The sequence below is a fragment of the Botrimarina sp. genome (assembly GCF_040219535.1).
Lineage (GTDB): Bacteria > Planctomycetota > Planctomycetia > Pirellulales > Lacipirellulaceae > Botrimarina.
In genome coordinates this window covers 210,411-226,631 of record NZ_JAVJSH010000003.1, presented here as the reverse complement: position 1 = coordinate 226,631, position 16,221 = coordinate 210,411, and the positions used below count along the sequence as shown (strand labels likewise).

General features: G+C 68.8%; 17 protein-coding genes. 8 read left to right on the top strand and 9 right to left on the bottom strand.

The features are described from left to right. Positions 1-143 precede the first annotated feature (143 nt). Positions 144-845 carry an MBL fold metallo-hydrolase gene (locus tag RIC11_RS01615; RefSeq protein WP_350208078.1) on the top strand — a complete coding sequence of 234 codons (702 nt, stop codon included), beginning with the start codon at positions 144-146 and terminating at the stop codon, positions 843-845. On the opposite strand, the gene RIC11_RS01610 is transcribed toward RIC11_RS01615, so the two are convergent. From RIC11_RS01610 to RIC11_RS01600, 3 genes are all read right to left on the bottom strand, one after another. Further along, positions 842-1,609: a biotin--[acetyl-CoA-carboxylase] ligase gene (locus RIC11_RS01610; protein ID WP_350208077.1), complete on the bottom strand. Its 768-nt coding sequence runs from the start codon at positions 1,607-1,609 to the stop codon at positions 842-844. The genes RIC11_RS01615 and RIC11_RS01610 overlap by 4 nt on opposite strands. Further along, positions 1,606-3,405: an ATP-binding protein gene (locus RIC11_RS01605; protein ID WP_350208076.1), complete on the bottom strand. Its 1,800-nt coding sequence runs from the start codon at positions 3,403-3,405 to the stop codon at positions 1,606-1,608. The genes RIC11_RS01610 and RIC11_RS01605 overlap by 4 nt, the downstream gene beginning before the upstream one ends. 170 nt (positions 3,406-3,575) lie before the next feature. Further along, positions 3,576-3,932 (bottom strand): hypothetical protein, encoded by a 357-nt coding sequence (locus tag RIC11_RS01600; protein ID WP_350208075.1) that lies wholly within the window; start codon positions 3,930-3,932, stop codon positions 3,576-3,578. A gap of 361 nt (positions 3,933-4,293) precedes the next feature. Here RIC11_RS01600 and RIC11_RS01595 point away from each other — a divergent pair, with 361 nt between their 5' ends. The 4 genes from RIC11_RS01595 (at position 4,294) to RIC11_RS01580 (ending at position 7,943) form a co-directional block, all read left to right on the top strand. Continuing rightward, positions 4,294-4,923, top strand: coding sequence for an OmpH family outer membrane protein (locus RIC11_RS01595; protein ID WP_350208074.1), 630 nt, complete (start codon positions 4,294-4,296; stop codon positions 4,921-4,923). 169 nt (positions 4,924-5,092) lie between these two features. Further along, complete coding sequence (locus RIC11_RS01590; protein WP_350208073.1) at positions 5,093-5,995, top strand: UDP-3-O-acyl-N-acetylglucosamine deacetylase; 903 nt, start codon at positions 5,093-5,095, stop codon at positions 5,993-5,995. Between the two features lie 75 nt (positions 5,996-6,070). After that, positions 6,071-6,880, top strand: a complete 810-nt coding sequence (gene lpxA / locus RIC11_RS01585; RefSeq protein WP_350208072.1) for an acyl-ACP--UDP-N-acetylglucosamine O-acyltransferase — start codon at positions 6,071-6,073, stop codon at positions 6,878-6,880. A 34-nt stretch (positions 6,881-6,914) separates the two neighbouring features. Beyond that, positions 6,915-7,943 carry a Gfo/Idh/MocA family protein gene (locus RIC11_RS01580; RefSeq protein WP_350208071.1) on the top strand — a complete coding sequence of 343 codons (1,029 nt, stop codon included), beginning with the start codon at positions 6,915-6,917 and terminating at the stop codon, positions 7,941-7,943. Positions 7,944-7,963: 20 nt separating this feature from the next. Here RIC11_RS01580 and RIC11_RS01575 read toward each other — a convergent pair whose 3' ends face one another. Beyond that, positions 7,964-8,866, bottom strand: coding sequence for a cation diffusion facilitator family transporter (locus tag RIC11_RS01575; protein WP_350208070.1), 903 nt, complete (start codon positions 8,864-8,866; stop codon positions 7,964-7,966). A 106-nt stretch (positions 8,867-8,972) separates the two neighbouring features. Here RIC11_RS01575 and RIC11_RS01570 point away from each other — a divergent pair, with 106 nt between their 5' ends. Continuing rightward, positions 8,973-9,764: an ABC transporter ATP-binding protein gene (locus RIC11_RS01570; protein ID WP_350208069.1), complete on the top strand. Its 792-nt coding sequence runs from the start codon at positions 8,973-8,975 to the stop codon at positions 9,762-9,764. 72 nt (positions 9,765-9,836) lie between these two features. Here the strand turns inward: RIC11_RS01570 and RIC11_RS01565 are convergent, their stop codons facing one another. Together RIC11_RS01565 and RIC11_RS01560 are read right to left on the bottom strand one after the other, a co-directional pair. Then, complete coding sequence (locus RIC11_RS01565; RefSeq protein ID WP_350208068.1) at positions 9,837-11,321, bottom strand: ABC transporter permease; 1,485 nt, start codon at positions 11,319-11,321, stop codon at positions 9,837-9,839. Between the two features lie 44 nt (positions 11,322-11,365). After that, complete coding sequence (locus RIC11_RS01560; protein ID WP_350208067.1) at positions 11,366-11,650, bottom strand: acylphosphatase; 285 nt, start codon at positions 11,648-11,650, stop codon at positions 11,366-11,368. 171 nt (positions 11,651-11,821) lie between these two features. Between RIC11_RS01560 and RIC11_RS01555 the strand changes: the two genes are divergently transcribed. Next, complete coding sequence (locus tag RIC11_RS01555; protein WP_350208066.1) at positions 11,822-12,904, top strand: hypothetical protein; 1,083 nt, start codon at positions 11,822-11,824, stop codon at positions 12,902-12,904. Here the strand turns inward: RIC11_RS01555 and RIC11_RS01550 are convergent. From RIC11_RS01550 to RIC11_RS01540, 3 genes are all read right to left on the bottom strand, one after another. After that, positions 12,901-13,125 (bottom strand): hypothetical protein, encoded by a 225-nt coding sequence (locus RIC11_RS01550; RefSeq protein WP_350208065.1) that lies wholly within the window; start codon positions 13,123-13,125, stop codon positions 12,901-12,903. The two genes, RIC11_RS01555 and RIC11_RS01550, sit on opposite strands and share 4 nt — an antisense overlap. A gap of 115 nt (positions 13,126-13,240) precedes the next feature. Next, positions 13,241-13,933 carry an HAD family hydrolase gene (locus RIC11_RS01545; RefSeq protein WP_350208064.1) on the bottom strand — a complete coding sequence of 231 codons (693 nt, stop codon included), beginning with the start codon at positions 13,931-13,933 and terminating at the stop codon, positions 13,241-13,243. A gap of 130 nt (positions 13,934-14,063) precedes the next feature. Further along, complete coding sequence (locus RIC11_RS01540) at positions 14,064-15,671, bottom strand: DUF6798 domain-containing protein (RefSeq protein WP_350208063.1); 1,608 nt, start codon at positions 15,669-15,671, stop codon at positions 14,064-14,066. 258 nt (positions 15,672-15,929) lie between these two features. Between RIC11_RS01540 and RIC11_RS01535 the strand changes: the two genes are divergently transcribed. After that, positions 15,930-16,217, top strand: a complete 288-nt coding sequence (locus RIC11_RS01535; RefSeq protein WP_350208062.1) for an anti-sigma factor — start codon at positions 15,930-15,932, stop codon at positions 16,215-16,217. Positions 16,218-16,221: the final 4 nt, after the last annotated feature.

The following is a 16,221-nucleotide window of genomic DNA, read 5'->3' as shown; positions in this document are numbered from 1 at the left end:
GGCGGCCGGCGACGCCTAGTTACGAAGATCAATACCGCGTCGGCGTCGCCACGGCCCTGCGACTCACTCCGCTGGCCGCTGGATGGCTCGGCTGGCGGCGGATGTTAGACGAACGGGCACCCTTACCGAAAGAGTGATATCGCATGGCGGACACCTCGGCGAACCACCCGGTCGGGCGCTCGGTGCGAGTCGAGGCCGTACCCTCTGTGCCGTTCGACGAGAACGCCTACGTTGTCTGGCTAGAGGGCGCGGGGGAGTGTGTCGTTTTCGATCCCGGGCTGCAGCCGGGGAAGATCATCGACCTCATCGAGGCGGAAAGCCTCACGCCCTCGGCGCTCTTTTGCACCCACGGACACACGGATCACATCGCGGGCAACGAGGCTATGAAACGCCGCTGGCCCGACGCGCCGCTGGTGATCGGGGAGGGGGATGCTAGCAAGCTGACCGACCCCGTGGGCAACCTCTCCGCGGCATTCGGCTTCGACGTGCGGAGCCCCGAAGCGGACGAGACGGTCACCGGCGGCGACGTCTACCGAGCCGCGGGAATGGAGTTCGAAGTTCTTGACACGCCCGGCCATTCGGCGGGCCACGTGACGTTTCTGCTGCGTCGCGGGGACCAGTTCCATGTGTTCGCGGGAGACGTGCTGTTCCGTGGCTCGGTTGGCCGCAGCGACTTCCCCGACGGCGATTTCGACACGCTCCGCGAATCGATCCACAGCCGGCTGTTCACCCTGCCGGACGAAGCGATCGTGTATCCGGGGCACGGCCCGACGACAACCGTCGGACACGAGAAGCGGACCAACCCGTTCGTCGGTGCGCCGGCGGGCTGGGCCGCGCCCGATTAAGCGCTCGGTTGGTCGAGCCTCTCCACCGAACCTGCGGTCATCGCCGTCGTTGCTCCGTCGGCGTAAAGCAGCAAGGCGCCATCCTCGGCGAGGCCGTGGCATTCGCCGGCGATCGTTCGATTCCCGTCCACGACCTTGACTTGGACGCCCGTCAACGCACACCGGGAACGCGCGAAGCCGATGAGCTCCGGGTCGCCCGACGCGATCTGGGCGATGCGGCGCCCGAAGGCTGTCAAGCAGCTCTCGAGAACCGCCGCCTTGCCGGCGCCGGGCGCCTCCGCGAGCGTCACCGCACGCGCCCGGATCTCAGGCGGCGCGGCGCCGAGTCGGTTCTCGACGTTCGCGCCGACGCCGACGATCCACCGCTCGGGCCCGACCGCTTCGATCAACACGCCGGCGAGCTTCTTGCCGTCGAGGAGCACGTCGTTAGGCCACTTAAGCCGCGCCGAGAGGCCGGTGGTTTCTCTGACCGCATCGATCACCGCCAAGCCTGTTGCGATCGCCAGCAGGCCCTGCCGAGAGGGGACGATGCCGTGCCTCTCGGGATTGATCAGCAGGCTGAAAGTCAACGCGCCGGCGGACGCCCACCACCGATTGGCGCCACGGCCACGCCCGGCTGTTTGGCGGTCGGCGACCACCAGCGCCGGCAGCGCGGCGCTGGTCCGCGCCAGCTCGCGGGCGCGGTCGTTCGTCGAACCGAGGAGGGCGTGCCATTCAACCGACGAGACGAAGGGCAAGCTCTGGTGGTCGATCCCATCGCTCACGGTGTTGGGGGCCGCAAGGACTCGGATTCCTGCGCGTCGTCGTCGTCGGCGGCGACCGGCGGGCCTTCGAGCGGCAGCTCGATGCTGAACGTGCTGCCGCGACCGACCTCGCTTGTTACTCGAACGGAGCCACCGTGTTCCTCGGCCGTCTTGCGGGTCACCGCCAGCCCCAATCCGGTGCCGCGGGAACCCTTGCTCGACTCGAACGCCGAGAAGATTTTCTCGATCCGATCGGGCTCGATGCCACCGCCATTATCCTCCACCACCACCGTCGCGCTGCCCGCCGCTGGATCGAATTCCGTCGACACCGCGATACGGCCCGCTTCGGCGCCCTCGCAAGCATCGACCGCGTTGGTGACAATATTCATCACAGCACGGTGGATCGCGTCCTGATCCGCCTGGATCGTCGGCAGCCCATGGGCCGGCCGCCAGAGGAGTTCGCAGCCGACTTCTCTTGCCCGGGTTTGGAGCAACTGCACGACATCGTCGACAATGGCGTTGAGGTCGGTCGGCTCTGGGTCGGGCTTACGCTCCTTGCTGAAGGTCAGCATGTCCATGACGAGCGAGGAGATCCGATCCTGGTTCTTCTCGACGATGCCCCAGCCCTTGCGGACGGTGTCGACCGCCTTGCGGGCGGCATCGAGGTCGGCGGTGTCAGCGGCGAGCGCTTTCGCGTGGTCCTCCAGACCTAGTTCGATGAGATAGCTGCCGCCGCGTACGCCCTGCAGGATGTTCTTGATGTGGTGGCTCAGCGTGGCGACCGTCTGGCCCATCGCGGCGAGCCGTTCGGCTTGCACCATCGCGCGGTAATGCGATGTGTCCTCCACCGCGAGCGCTGCCTGGTGGGCGATCGCGACCATCAGCTTCAGGTGTTCCTGGCCGAACTTGTTCGAGCTCTGCAGCTCGAGCATCTGCTTGGGTGTTATGGTCGTGTCGATATAGATCACGCCGACCAAGTCGTAGCGCCCCTGCATCGGCACGCAGATCGCCTCCCGCACGCCCAGCTGCATGATGCTGCCGGCGGGATCCCACCGGCTGTCGTCGCCGGCGTTGCTGGTGAGCACGCCCTCACCGCGGGTCATCACGTAGTCCAGGATGGTCTGGCTGATCGCGATCTGCGGGGGGTCGGCGCGGTCGTCGGCGCCGGTCCCCGCCGAGGCGGGACCCCGCCGCAAGCGCCGCACGCGGGGCGTGAGGCGGCCGGTCGATTCGTCGCGGAGCATGATGCAGCCGCGGTCGGCGTCCACCCACTCAAAGATCATGTCCATGATCCGCGCGACGAGCTGGTCGATGTCGAGCGTGTGGCTGACCGCCAGCGACGTGCGGTACATCAGTTGCAAGTTGCTCCGCGCCCTGGCGAGCCACGGGCTCTGCGTCTGGTCGGCCGGCGTGGCAAGCAGATCGCTCCCCTCGGACTGGCTGATCGAATGGAGGATCCGCGAGCCGTCGTCGTACGCGGCGCCCTCGACGATGCGGACGTCGCTCCCGGCGTCGGCCACCCAATCCTGCCCGCCGCCGGTGTACAGCAGCAGCGTGCGGCCCATCTGCACGCGGTCGCCGGTGTCAAGCCGCTTCTCGCGGACCCGGTGGCCGTTGACGAACGTGCCGTTGGAGCTGTTCAGATCGCGCAGCACGAAGCTGTCGCCCGATTGCTCGAGCACCGCGTGCTTGCGAGAGACTTCGGTATCGCGAAGCTGAATCGAGTTGCCGGCGACACGCCCGAGACCGACGAGCGCCTCTTCGAGGACGAAACGTTGGCCCTGGTCGCGGCCTTGGATGACGAAGAGCGAAGGCACAGAGGGGAGGGTCGCGGCGAGCGGTGGAGGAGCGGGGCGGTAATGGCGCTGCGCGTGTGGCCGTCTCGCAGGCGGAGGGGGGGGCGCTTCCTCTCGCCGGGCGAAGCTCGACCGGCACGCAGCTTCCGTGGGGCGCAGCTTTATCGGTGCGCGGCCCCGACACTCGGGCGCTACGCCGCCGCCTGCTCGGGCGCAGCGCCTCCGCCGAGACTCGCCAGAATCTTATGGACCAGGTCGCGGAAATGGTAGGGTTTGCGAACGAAGGTCACCCCCCTAGAGGAGGGCTCGATGGGGCGATTGGTTCCGGCCACGACGATCGGCGAAGTTACACCGGCCGCGACTCCAACGAGTTCCTGCAGCACAGCGTCGCTCACCGCGTCGGCGTCGATGTAAATCACGCTGGCGGATAACTCGACCGCTCGCCGCGACGCCAGTCGGGCGCCGGCCGCTACGGGCGTGACGCCGCTGCGGCGCAACAGTTCGCACAGCACGAAGCGTGTTGTCTCGTTCGGGTCGACGATCAGCACAACGGGGTGTCCGGCGGTCACGGCAACGCTCGGTGGGGAAAGGCGTGGTAGCCCGGGGGCCCAGGCTCGGCAGGGGGCGGAACGTTAGCCATCTGTCAGCGATCCGTCAAAGTCAACGGCCCCGGTCGTCCGAAGTTGCGGGTAGGGCGGTTCTTTAGGTCAGGCGAACGCACGCGTTGCTGGCTGAGACAGAGTCGGCAAGGGGCCCAGGAACGCTATTTACGCGTTGTGGACTTCCCGGCAGAATGCCGCCGCCAACCCGGAGGCCGACGCCCGCCCCGCAGTTCGGGTCGGCGGCCTCGATCCGGTCACGGACGACCAGACCATCTCGGCAAAGACCAACTCGGCAAGGAGTGCTGACGTGAAGACTCAGGTATCGGCCGCGCTCGCGGCCCTCGTGGCGGCCGTTGTTTGTCCGCCCGCCTCGGCCCAGACGCAAGGCGCCAGCGGCGCCGCCGCCAACCCCGCGGCCAACGCGCAGAAGTTCGGCGTGGCGGTTGTCGACATCAACTTCATCTTCAAGAACCATCCGAAGTTCACCAGCTCGATGGAGGAGATGAAGACCGAGTTCCAGCGCATCGAGGGCGACGTCAAGGGCAAGCAGCAGCAGCTCATGCAGATGCAGGAACAGAAGAACACCCTCTCGCCGGGCACCCCCGATTACAAGCGGCTCGACGACCAGATCGTTCAGATGAACGCGAACCTGCAGGTCGAGGTCACGCAAAAGCGCAAAGAGCTCGTCGAGAAGGAAGCGAAGATCTACTACGAGACCTACCTCGAAGTACAGCGGGTCATCGAGTGGTACGCCCAGAAGCAGGGGCTAGGAGTCGTGCTGCGTTTCAACGGCGAGGAAACCGACCCGGCCAACCGCGAGAGCATCATCCGGAACATCAACAAGGCGGTTCAGTACCAGAACCAGGTTGATATCACCGGCGACATCCACACGCTCTTGCAGCGGATGGCGGCCAACAGCGGATCGGCGACCAAGTAGGCCCTCGGCCCACCGACCGCCGCGGCGGGGCGTCTGCCGTACGCGTCCCGCCGCGGCGTTTTTCCACGCTCTTCTTGTCGCCGGAAGCGCTCCGCATTGGGCTGAGCGCCGCCCAGCGAACCCGTACCTGTCCGCCGCGGACCCCGCCCCGCCTGGGAGTGACCCCTTGATGACGCTACCGCGTTTGCAGCGCACGGTCGCCGGCGCCGCCCGCGTGGAAGGACGCGGCTACTGGACCGGCAAGCCGGTGCGCGTCGAATTCCGCCCCGCCCCGCTCGGCGCCGGCGTCACCTTCGTGCGGGACGACTTGGTCGGCTCGCTCGACGACCCGCGCGTGGCCGCCACGATCGCCTCGCGCCAGCCAGCGACTCGACGCACCGTGCTGCGGGGCTCGGGGGGCGCCGAGGTCGCCATGGTCGAGCACGTGCTGGCCACCCTCGCCGGGCTGGGAGTCGACAACTGCGAGGTGGGAGTGACCGCCGCGGAGATGCCCGGCTGCGACGGGTCGGCCGCGCCGTTCGTCGACGCCATCGACACGGTGGGGATCCGCGAGCAGGCGGCGGTTTGCGAGCCCCTGATCATCAGCCGCCCGGTCCGCTGCGGCGAGAAGCACTCTTGGGTCGAGGCGCGGCCGCCGATGGGCGCCGGGCTGTCGATCGAGTACCGCCTGGACTACGGCGCCGAGTCGGCGATCGGCCGCCAGTGGCTGGTCGTGCAAGTCGACCCCGACTCTTTCCGCTACGAGGTCGCCGCCGCAAGAACGTTCATACTCGAGTCCGAAGCCAAGGCGCTCACCGACCAGGGCCTCGGGCGCCACGTCCGGCCCAGCGACCTGCTGATTTTCCGCGACCGGCCCGAAGCCGAATCGGAACGCGCCCCGATCGACAACCCGCTCCGCTACGCGGACGAGTGCGTGCGGCACAAGATCCTCGACGTGGTCGGCGACCTCGCCCTGGCCGGGCGCCCGCTCGTGGGCCACGTGGTGGCGTGTTGCAGCGGTCACCGGCTCAACGGCGACCTCGTCGAACAGCTCATAGCCTGCCACCCGGCGGCGCCCAGCCGCGCCGCCTGAAGCGACTATCGCGCAGCCCCGTAACACGTCTCGCCGCCCCCCCCGCCGGGCGGAAACACTCCGAGCGAGGCAGCCATGCCCACAAAGATCGCCAGCAATGCCTGGATCGACCCCCGCGCGGAGCTCGACGAGGATGTCGAGATCGGGCCGCTGTGCGTTGTCGGCGCCGGCGCGAAGATCGGCGCCGGGACGAGGCTGATCAGCTCGGTCACGCTCATGGGGCGCGCGACGCTCGGACGCGACAACGTTATCTTCCCGCACGCCGTTATCGGCGGGGAGCCACAAGACATCAGCTACACCGGCGGCGAGACCGCCGTCGAAATCGGCGACGGGAACGTCATCCGCGAAGGGGTCACAATCAACCGCGGCACCGACAAAGAAGAGGGCGTCACGCGGATCGGCTCGAACAACACCCTGATGGCCGGCGTGCACGTGGCCCACGACTGCCTGCTGGGCGACCACATCGTGATCGCCAACTCGACGCTCCTGGGCGGCCACGTCCACGTGGAGGACCGCGCGTCGCTGTCCGGCGGGGTCGCGGTGCACCACTGCACAACCATCGGACGCTACGCGTTCGTCGGCGGGCTGAGCCGCGTGCTGCACGACGTGGCGCCCTACCTGCTGTGCGAAGGGAGCCCCGCCAAGCCGCGCTGCATCAACATCGTCGCGCTGCGGAAGAACGGCTTCAACGAGAGCGAGATCGACTCGCTCGCCGAGGCCCACCGCCTGGTCTTCCGCAACCGTGCCGACGCCGCTTCCGCCAGGGCGCAGATGCAGGCCGCCGGTCAGTTGTCGCGTTCCGCGTGCGAGTTGTTCGACTTCCTCGATCGCCAGTCCTCCGGCCGCCATGGCCGCAGCCGCGACGCGGTCCGCCGCGCCGCGTGACGCGGGCCCTCACCTGTCGACCAGACGAGTCACTATGAACCGCATCCGATTGGCTGTCGTCGGCGCCGGGAAGCTCGGCGGGTACCACGCGAACCTCGCCGCCCGGTCCAACGAGTTCGAGCTCGTTGCGGTCGTCGACTCGCACAGCGCGGCCGCGGTGGCCCTCGCCGAGCGGGTCGGCGCCCGCGCTTGTAAGGACTTGTCCGGCGTGCTCGACCGCGTCGACGCGGCCGTGCTCGCGACGCCGACTTCGACTCACGCGGCCCTCGGCCGCACGCTGCTCGATGCGGGCAAGCACGTGCTGGTCGAGAAGCCGATCGCGCTGACTTGCCTAGAAGCCGACCGCCTCGTCGACGCCGCCGCACGAGAGGGCGTTGTGCTGCAAGTGGGGCACGTGGAACGGTTCAGCCCGGCCCTGGCGGCCGCCGGCGACACGCTCCACGCCCCGCGCTACGTGCAGGCGACCCGGGCGAGCGGATACACCTTCCGGTCGATCGACATCGGCGTGGTGCTCGACCTGATGATCCACGACATCGACTTGGTGCTCTCGCTCGCACGCAGCCCGGTCGTGCGGGTCGACGCTCTGGGCGTGTCGGTCCTTGGCGGGCACGAGGACATGGCCAACGCGCGGTTGACCTTCTCCAACGGATGCGTCGCCGACCTGACGGCCAGCCGCGTTAGCTACCAGCCCGAGCGGAGCATGCGTGTGGTGACGCCCCGCGGCTTCGTGGCGCTCGATTTCGCTGCCGGCGCGGCGACGACGGTGGCGCCTACCGCCGACGTGCTCGCGGGCCGCTTCGATGCAGACGCTTTCTCGGCGGAGCAGAAGCAGCAGCTTTTCGCCGGCAAGCTCTTCGACGAGGTGCTCGTCAAGCAGCAACGCACGGCGCCGGCGGTCAACGCGATCGAGCTCGAGCTCGAGGACTTCGCCAACTCGATCCGCACGGGGCAACCGCCCCGCGTGACGGGCGCCGCCGCGCGGGACGCCGTCGCGGTCGCCGAGCGGGTTTTGGCGGCGATCGCCGAGCGGAGCGCAGCCCCGGCGGCGGCCCGCGCGGCGTAGCACCCGGGCAGGCGGCGTGGTCACACGCGGTCGTCGCCCCGCTGGCCACACGCTAGATCGGCGTCCCGCTCGATCTGCAGCGTGGCGTGCTCGATGCCGAAGCGGTCGTGCAATCGGCGGCCCGCGTCGGCGAGTAGGCGGTCGTCGTCGGCGACCTCTGGCTTGACCAGGTGCGCGGTCAGCGCAACCTCGGTGGTGCTCATAGCCCAAACGTGCAGGTCGTGCACCCCGCTAACGCCGTCCAAAGCGGCCAGGCACGCGTGCACCTCCTGCGGGTCGATGCCCTCGGGAACCGACTGCACGGCCAGGTTGATCGACTCCCGCAGCAGCCCCCACGTTCCCCAGAAGATCACAGCGGCCACGACCAGGCTGGCCGCCGGATCGATCCAGGCGAGGCCCGTGTAGTAGATGGCCACACCAGCCGCGACCACGCCGACCGACACCGCCGCGTCGGCCGCCATGTGGAGGAAGGCGCCGCGCACGTTGAGGTCGCCCTTGCGACCCCGCGCGAAGAGCAGCGCGGTCGCCGTGTTCACGGCCACGCCAACCGCGGCGACGACGATCACCGTCCAACCGCCGGTCGACGCCGGTTCGGCAAGTCGCCGGATCGCCTCCCACACGATCCCCCCGACCGCGGCGAGCAGCAACAACGCGTTGAACAACGCGGCGAGGATCGTCGAACCTCGCCACCCGTAGGTCCGACGCGGCGAGGGCGACACCTTGGCCAACTCGGCGCCGCCCCAAGCGAGCAGCAACCCGAGCACGTCGCTGAGGTTGTGGCCCGCGTCGGCGAGCAGGGCGAGCGAGTCGGCCCACCAGCCGAAACCGGCTTCAACCGCCACGTAGAACACGTTCAGCCCCACGCCGAGCGCGAACGCGCCGGAGAAGCCTCCGGGATCGTGGTGCTGGTGGTGGCCGCTCATTGCGTCGGGGGGGGCGGTTGCCTCGCCGGCCTATTCAACCGAAAGCTCGATCGCCATCTTGAGGGGACGATCCCGACAGCGGTACCCGTCCCCCGGTCGCCACCAGATGCCCCCGTTGTTCGAACTCCGCGACGTCGGCTATCGGCAAGGGGATGCCGACATACTTTCTGGCGTCGACTGGACGCTACATGAGGGCGAGCACTGGGCGGTGCTCGGGCCCAACGGATGCGGGAAGACCACGCTGATGCGCCTCGTGTGCGGTTTCTGCTGGCAAACTAGCGGCACGGTCCGACGGTTGGGCGAGGAACTGGTTGATCTGACCGGCCTGAGGAGGCACACCGGCTGGGTCGCCGCCAACCTGCTGGGGACAGTCCCCGAAGGCGACACAGCACTGGAGACCGTCGTGTCGGGCCGGTTCGGTCAGTTCGGCCTCCGCCGGTTGCACGGGGTGGAGCCTACCCGAGCAGACTTTGCCGACGCCCGCGCGATGCTCGAGTCGATGCGGGTCGACGCGATCGCTGACAAGCCGCTCGCGGTGCTCTCGCAGGGGGAGCGGCAGCAGGTGCTCGTCGCCCGCGCACGGATGACCGAGCCGCGGCTGCTGGTCCTCGACGAGCCCTGCGCCGGCATGGACCCCGGCGCGCGAGAGCGTTTCCTCGCGTGGCTCGGCCAAGTGATGCGTGAGCCGGGCGCGCCGGCCGTGGTGTTGATCACCCACCACGTCGAGGAGGTCATGCCGGAGTTCCGGCAGACGCTCCTGCTTGCAGGGGGCCGCGTTGCCGCGTGCGGCCCGACCGAAGTGGCCCTCACCGCGCAGTCGCTCGCAGCGACCTACAACGCCCGCGTCGATCGGATCGAGCGGCACGCGGGCCGGCTCTGGCCGATCTGGGGCGATTGAGAGAAGGAGTCCTTGGCGAAGCCACTAGCCACTGCGATCTCTCGCGGCACGCTTCAAGCTTCCCCCCGTGATTTATGCCAGGTCGCGATCCTCGAACAAGATCAACGCCACGAGCATGGCGATCGCGATGTACAGCAGCGAGTACAGCGTGGCCCACGCCAGGTAGGTCAATGGCACCGGCTGCCCGCCGGCGATCGCCGCTTGGATGTTCAGGTGGTCGAGCATCGGCAGCACGACCGACAAGAACTTGCCGAAGAACTGCACGAACTCGTTCTGCCCGATGCTGGACCGCACGACCAGCGGCGTCAGGTGCCCGAGCACGTAGACCGCGCCGCAGATTAGCAGGTTCGGCAGCATCGGCAGCCGCGTGCTAATCGCCACACTGATCGCCGCCAGCACGCTGGTCTCGAGGAACGCGAGCACCAGGCCCGGGGCGGTAGAGATCATCTCCTCGTAGCAGAGCTGCCAGTCCGGCGTGGGATTGGAGGTCTCGCGGGCGTCGTAGACCACCTTGTAGGACACGCAGGCCAACAGGATCAGCCCGAGCATCACGTACATCAGCAGCACGGCCCACACGATGCCGAGGTACTTGCCGAACACGAAATCCCGGCGTCGGATCGGCTTGGAGAGCAGCGTCAGCGCCGTCTTGCCCTCGATCTCGTCGGCCACCGACACGCTCGCCGTCCACACCGCGAAGATGATCGCCAGGACCATGATTGTGCTCAGGCCGCTGTCCTTGAGCATCTTCACGTCTTCGCCGAAGGTGTTGTACGGCAGGTAGATGTACGCCAGCAGCGCGACCCCGCCCAGCACCGTCAGCAGCAGGAACAGCGGCTGGGAAACCGCCTCCTTGGCGGTCGCCGCGGCGATCGTCGACGCGTCGGTCGCAAGCCAGCGGATCAGCAGGTACACGAGGACCAGCCCCACGAGCGCCGCCGCCGCAATCGGCACGCCCCTCACCTCGGGGACCTGGGCTTCGGTCACAAAGGTGACCTCAACGTTGGCCGGCGCGTCGCCGTCGTTGGTCAGGAAGATCGCTTCGACCTCGCCCGCAAGGCCGCGGACCCGCTTGCTCTTGGTGGTCCAGGCGTATTCCTCGCCGCCGGCTACGACGGCCGCCGGCGCGGTGTAGGCGCTCTCGGGGGCCGCGGCGACGCGGATGTCTTGGTCGCTGCGGATCGTGTAAGCGATCACCTCGTCGGCGCGGAGCGACACCTCGAGCGGCGTGTCCTCGCTCCGCGGGTCGAGCGTGATCGAGTAGGTCCTCTCGCCCATCGAGGGGAGCCGCCGCAGCGAATCAAGGACGTCGTCGGTCGGCATCTGCGGGAACGCCAGAACCAACAACGCGGCCAGCCCGACGGCGATCCATAGCACCGGCATCAGCACACTTTCGCGGATCGACGCCCACGCGGCCTCGGCGGCGCTGCGCTTGACGAGCCACAGCAACCCAAAGAGGGCGGCCAAAACAACCAGGCCCAGCGTCGTCCCCAGCGACAAGATCCAAAGCGGCGTGAGCCACAGCGTGAGGTTCGCCAGCGGCAGAGCGATAAGCGTCATCGGCGTCGTCGGTCGGGGCGTTCGGTGGCGGCCCGCGGGCCGGGTCAGTAGCGGATGCGGAAGCTTTCGTCGTCGGCGAGCGGCTCAACGGGGCGGGACACGACCTGCTCGAGCCCGTCGCCGAATCGGTCACGCAGTTCTGCTAGCAGTTGTTCGACTTCAGGCGTTGGGCCTTGGACGGCGGCTTCGACGCGGCCATCGCTGAGGTTGCGAACCCAGCCCGTGAGGCCCAGCCCCCGGGCGATCTGTTGGGTCGTAGCCCGGAAGCCAACCCCTTGCACTCGACCGTCGAAGTGAAACGAGCACCGCTCCATAAGCCTACGGTTCATCACGGGTTAGAGCCGGGCGGGGCCAGCAGACCCAGCAGCTTATCTAGCCCTGGCGCCGCTGGCCAGGGATCGCGCCGGGAAGCGATTTGGGCCGCCGCCGTGCCTCCTGTTGCCCGGGGACAATTGTTATCCAGCTTGACAGCATCCTGCGATCTTCCGTAGCGTCCGCGCGTGTTTGCTCCCCGGAACATCGCTGCTGCGTCGCTGGTCGCCCTCGGCTTGGCCGCAGCGCCGCCTGCCGGACGCGCCGACGCCGTCCTGCTGAGGAACGGATCGGTCCTTGAAGGGGCTGTCCAGCAGCGGGGCGAGGAAGTCGTCGTGCGGGGCGAGGGCAGCGAGGTGCGCCTCCGCGCGAGCGAGGTGGTGCGGGTCGACGCGTCCAAGCTCGCTCTCTACGTCTGGCGTCGCGCCCGGGCTGGCGCCGGCCGAGGGACTCTCGACGAGCACCTCGAGCTGGCGGACTGGGCGCTCGCCAATGGTCTGGAGGCTCAAGCGGCCCGCGAGCTGCTCGACGCGCGACAGCTCGACAGCCGTAGCCGCCGCTTGATCGTGCTCGAACGGAGGCTGGCCGAGGCACTCCGTCGTCGCGCGGCCGCCGAAGCGCCGCCCGCCGCCCCGGCGCCAGAAGCAACCACGGCCATCGCCGAGGGGCCTACTGCGGATCCGGTCGAGCTGCTCCCCCGGCTGCCCGAGGGCAGCCGCGAGCACTTCACCCGCCGCATCCAACCGCTCGTGCTCAACGGATGCGGGGCGGGCGGTTGCCACGGCGGCGCTCGCGACGACGACACCTTCGCTCTCGACGCTACCCCGCTGCGGGGCTACGGAAGCGCCAGCTCGACGGAGCACAATCTCCGCGCCGTGCTGTCCGCGATCGACCTCGATTCTCCCGACGACAGCCGGCTGCTGACCACCGCGCGCGGGCCACACCACGGGGCGACGCCTTTCACCGGGGCGCGGCGGCAAGAGCTGCTCGACCGGCTGGCCGAATGGGTGCGGGCGATCGCCGCGGAAAATCGCGAGCCACTCGCTTCGGAGGACACGGCGGAGAGCGGCTCGCCCACCCCAGAGACTGCGGCCGCAGTGAACGAGCAGCCGCCGCGAGTCGCCCAGGCCGACCCCGCGGGCCTCGATCGCAGAGCGCCAACTGCCGCGGCGGCAAGCGTCGGGGCGCCGCGCGACGAGTTCGACGCGAACTTCTTCAACCGCCGCTTCCGGCGCCCGCAGGACGACTTGCCGCTGGACGCGGCGCGCTAGCGGGCGACGGTCTCGTCGGCCAGGCCGGGCGCCTCGGCGACCACATACGGCTCGCCCGACGCGCTCAAACTCGACCCGGCCCGGCAGCCACCACAGGCGCCGCATGCGGCGCCCGACACCGGCGACGCGTAGTCATAACCGCTGGCGCACGCGCGGCACCCGAGCTGCGCAACCCCAGCGGCGGCGACAAGCACCAGCCCCAACAGCGTTCGATTCCGCATACCGGTCGCGCCCCGATTGCCGAGCGTGGGAGGAACGCCGCGCGGCGCTCCGCATCGGTTGTATCGGTTGGGAGGAGAGCGCGACTTGAGCCGAGGGCGGCCCGGGCGCGCCGAATCAGCCGGCGGGAGAAATGAGCCCCACCAGGTCGACGACCCTCGGGTCCTCCAGCGTGTTGGCGACAAACTTCGCCCCGCTGAAGTCGTGGTCATGCGTGTGGGGGCTCGGCACCGCGACCGTGTACGCGCCGGCGGCGACCGCCGCGCGGCAGCCGTTGGCGCTGTCCTCCAGCACCAGCATCTGGCCCGGCTCAACGCCGTGCCGATCGGCAGCCATCAGGTAGGGCTCGGGGTCCGGCTTGCCTATCCGCACGTCGTCGGCCGTGATCACGAAGGCCATGTGCTGGCGCACGCCGACGGCGGTAAGGATCCGCTCCGCGTAACTCCTGGCGCCGCTGGTGACGACGCCCCTGGGGATCTCGTCCGCGACGATCCGCTCAAACAGCTCAGCCACGCCCGGCATCGGCTTCAATTCGTCCCCAGCGAGCTCCCAAAAGGTCACCTCCGACTCTTTCGCGAGGTCGTCGACGAGATCGTCGAGGCCGTGCCAATCGATCATTGTTTGCAAAGCGACCATCGTCGGCAGCCCCATCATCTTGTGCCGCAGCGCGTCTTCGAAGGGCTTGCCGCGGCGTCGGAGCGTTTCTGTGCCTACCCGCAGGTAGACGTCCTCGCTGCTAGCGAGCACCCCATCCATGTCGAACGCGATCGCACGCAACGGTTGCTCTGGCGGAGGGAACGACTGGCTCATGCGATTCGGCGTGATGCGGAGCGGAGTTGTGGGGGGGGAGGCGTGGAGCCCCCTTCGTAAGCGGAGCCCACTCGCCGGTCTACCGCCCCACGTCCTCTGGCGGCGCGCAAACCAGCCGCCCCGGGGCGCCTCATCGCGGCACTCCCGTCCCCAGCCAGTACAGGGTGTAGGGCCCGACTCGGTGGACCACCGGAAGGCTCGCCCGCGGCCCGGGCTCGGCGGGGTCGGGCGCCTCGTCGAGCACGTAGGGGGCGTCGTACTGGCGCCCGAGCTCCCGCAGCCGCGTCGCGCCGAGTGAAGCCAGGGACTCGGCCCACTCGCGCGGCTCTTCGCCGGGTCGCCTGAAAATGTCGAAGTAACGCCGGTTCCACTCGACCATGCTCTCGGCGTCTTGCGGGATGTCCTTCCAAGTGACCACCTCGGGGCGCTCGGCGCGCCACTTGAACGTGTGGCTCTGCCGCGGCACGAGGAACCTCGAGCCCTCGGGCGTATTTTCGCGAATCCAATCGGTCATCTGCGCCCAAGCGACCGGATCCTCCATCGACTGGTCCGCGGGCGGGGGGGGCTGCTGCGCGTGCCGGATGGCGTGGTAACCCACGTACCAAGCGGCTGCGACCGACGCGGCGGCAACGACGACGGCCCCCCTGCGGCGTTCCGCACAGATCGCCAGCTCACGCATCAGCAACACGACCGCCGCTGCCGGCGTGGCGATGTCGGCCAGCCGGAACCAGTAGTACTTCAGCAGCGAAGCCGCCCACTCCGGGTCGTTCCTCCCGACCAGCTCGATGCCGAGCCCGGTGAGGCTGATCGCCTCGGCGCCCCACGCGTAGCCGGCCAGCAGCGTCGCCGCGGTGCGGGCGGGCGAGGGATTTCCGCTCCGCGCGCGCCGGTGCAGCCATACCAGCGCGGCGATGATCAACAGGTGGCGCCAGCCCCGCGCCCAGAGCCACTCCGGCGGCTTCGTGAGTGGCGCAAGGTGGTGAGACAACCGGACGAACACGTAGATCTGGTTCGCCTCGTCGACCAGGTGCGGTGGCGAGTCGCGGTTGAGCAGCAACGCCGGCGCCACGCCCGCCAGGGCCAGTAGCGCCCCGCCCGCCAGCCCGGGGGCCATCGACCGAACGGGAGGCAAGCGTCGGGCCAGGGCGGCTGAAACCCCCAGGGCCAGCACCGACCAGCCGCCAACCAAAGCGTGCAACGCGCTGGCGCCGCCCAGCAGCAGCCAGCAGCGGTTCCAGCGTCGGTCGATCGCGTCGGCCAACGCGATGAGGACAAGGCCGTAGGCGGGCGACTTGGCCTCAAAGCCGCCGATGATCCACTCGCCGGCGAAGTGCGTGTGCCGTGTCAGCAACACGAACAACGACGCGCCGAGCGGCGCGAGAAGGCCGTGTCGTGTGACCCTTCCGGTCAGCCGAGTCCAGCCGATCGCCACGAGCGTCCACGACAGCAGGCGGCCGGCCCAAGCGGTCGCTTCGAGCGACAAAATCCGCGTAAGCCAGCCAAACAGCCACACCACGGTGAAATGGGCGTCCGGCGAATCGAGGAACAAGTCGCCCCGGCAGTAAGAAGCGTCCCAGAAGTGCTTCAGCCGGCAGAGGTAATGCGCCTCGTTGACGCGCGGCGGCGGGTCGCCCGCGGCCACGAAAAACACAAGCAGCACAAGGCCCGCCGCAAACCAGAACGGCCGCCGAGACCGCAGGTCGATGGCTGGGCTTTCGGTCGCGGCTGCGGCGGCCAATTCTCCCTCCGCGTGCTACGTTTCAGGCGACCGACGAACCCTGGTGGGGACCGTAGCGTAACAGCCACTGTGCCGCCAAGACGTCGGCCGTTGGACCCTGCTTTGCCGACGATTTGGGGTCAGATCGGCCTTGCCGTCCTGCCGATGAAGGCTTAAGTGGGTTGTGACGGTCGCGACGCCGCTTGCGGGGCATGCCGCCCCCGGGGAAGCCAGCCGATCGTTCCCTCCCTCGACTCCCTCCCGCCTGAGTCCCGTCCGATGATCGCCGAGCCCGACTTGACGCCTTCGCCCGACGATTCGTTCGATCGCCTCGACGAGCTGTTGTCGCTCTTCTTTGACGACCAGCTCAGCGGGCCCGAGGTTGAGGAACTGAATCGGCTGCTGACGGACGACGCCGACGCGCGCACCCGCTCGGTCGAGATGATGCAGCTGCACGCCGACCTGTACGCCCACTTCCGACGGAAGGGGCCCGACGCGGCTGACCCGAAGAAGGCGATCGTCGATCTTGGTTTGACGTTGGACAGCGGTGTGATGTCGCTGCAGTAACCAG

Excerpts from the sequence above, each read along its gene's own strand:
- RIC11_RS01615 (WP_350208078.1), top strand. The coding sequence starts at position 144 with ATGGCGGACACCTCGGCGAACCACCCGGTCGGGCGCTCGGTGCGAGTC.
- RIC11_RS01590 (WP_350208073.1), top strand. The coding sequence starts at position 5,093 with ATGACGCTACCGCGTTTGCAGCGCACGGTCGCCGGCGCCGCCCGCGTG.
- lpxA (WP_350208072.1), top strand. The coding sequence starts at position 6,071 with ATGCCCACAAAGATCGCCAGCAATGCCTGGATCGACCCCCGCGCGGAG.
- RIC11_RS01580 (WP_350208071.1), top strand. The coding sequence starts at position 6,915 with ATGAACCGCATCCGATTGGCTGTCGTCGGCGCCGGGAAGCTCGGCGGG.
- RIC11_RS01575 (WP_350208070.1), bottom strand. The coding sequence starts at position 8,866 with ATGAGCGGCCACCACCAGCACCACGATCCCGGAGGCTTCTCCGGCGCG.
- RIC11_RS01570 (WP_350208069.1), top strand. The coding sequence starts at position 8,973 with ATGCCCCCGTTGTTCGAACTCCGCGACGTCGGCTATCGGCAAGGGGAT.
- RIC11_RS01565 (WP_350208068.1), bottom strand. The coding sequence starts at position 11,321 with ATGACGCTTATCGCTCTGCCGCTGGCGAACCTCACGCTGTGGCTCACG.
- RIC11_RS01560 (WP_350208067.1), bottom strand. The coding sequence starts at position 11,650 with ATGAACCGTAGGCTTATGGAGCGGTGCTCGTTTCACTTCGACGGTCGA.
- RIC11_RS01550 (WP_350208065.1), bottom strand. The coding sequence starts at position 13,125 with ATGCGGAATCGAACGCTGTTGGGGCTGGTGCTTGTCGCCGCCGCTGGG.
- RIC11_RS01545 (WP_350208064.1), bottom strand. The coding sequence starts at position 13,933 with ATGAGCCAGTCGTTCCCTCCGCCAGAGCAACCGTTGCGTGCGATCGCG.
- RIC11_RS01535 (WP_350208062.1), top strand. The coding sequence starts at position 15,930 with ATGATCGCCGAGCCCGACTTGACGCCTTCGCCCGACGATTCGTTCGAT.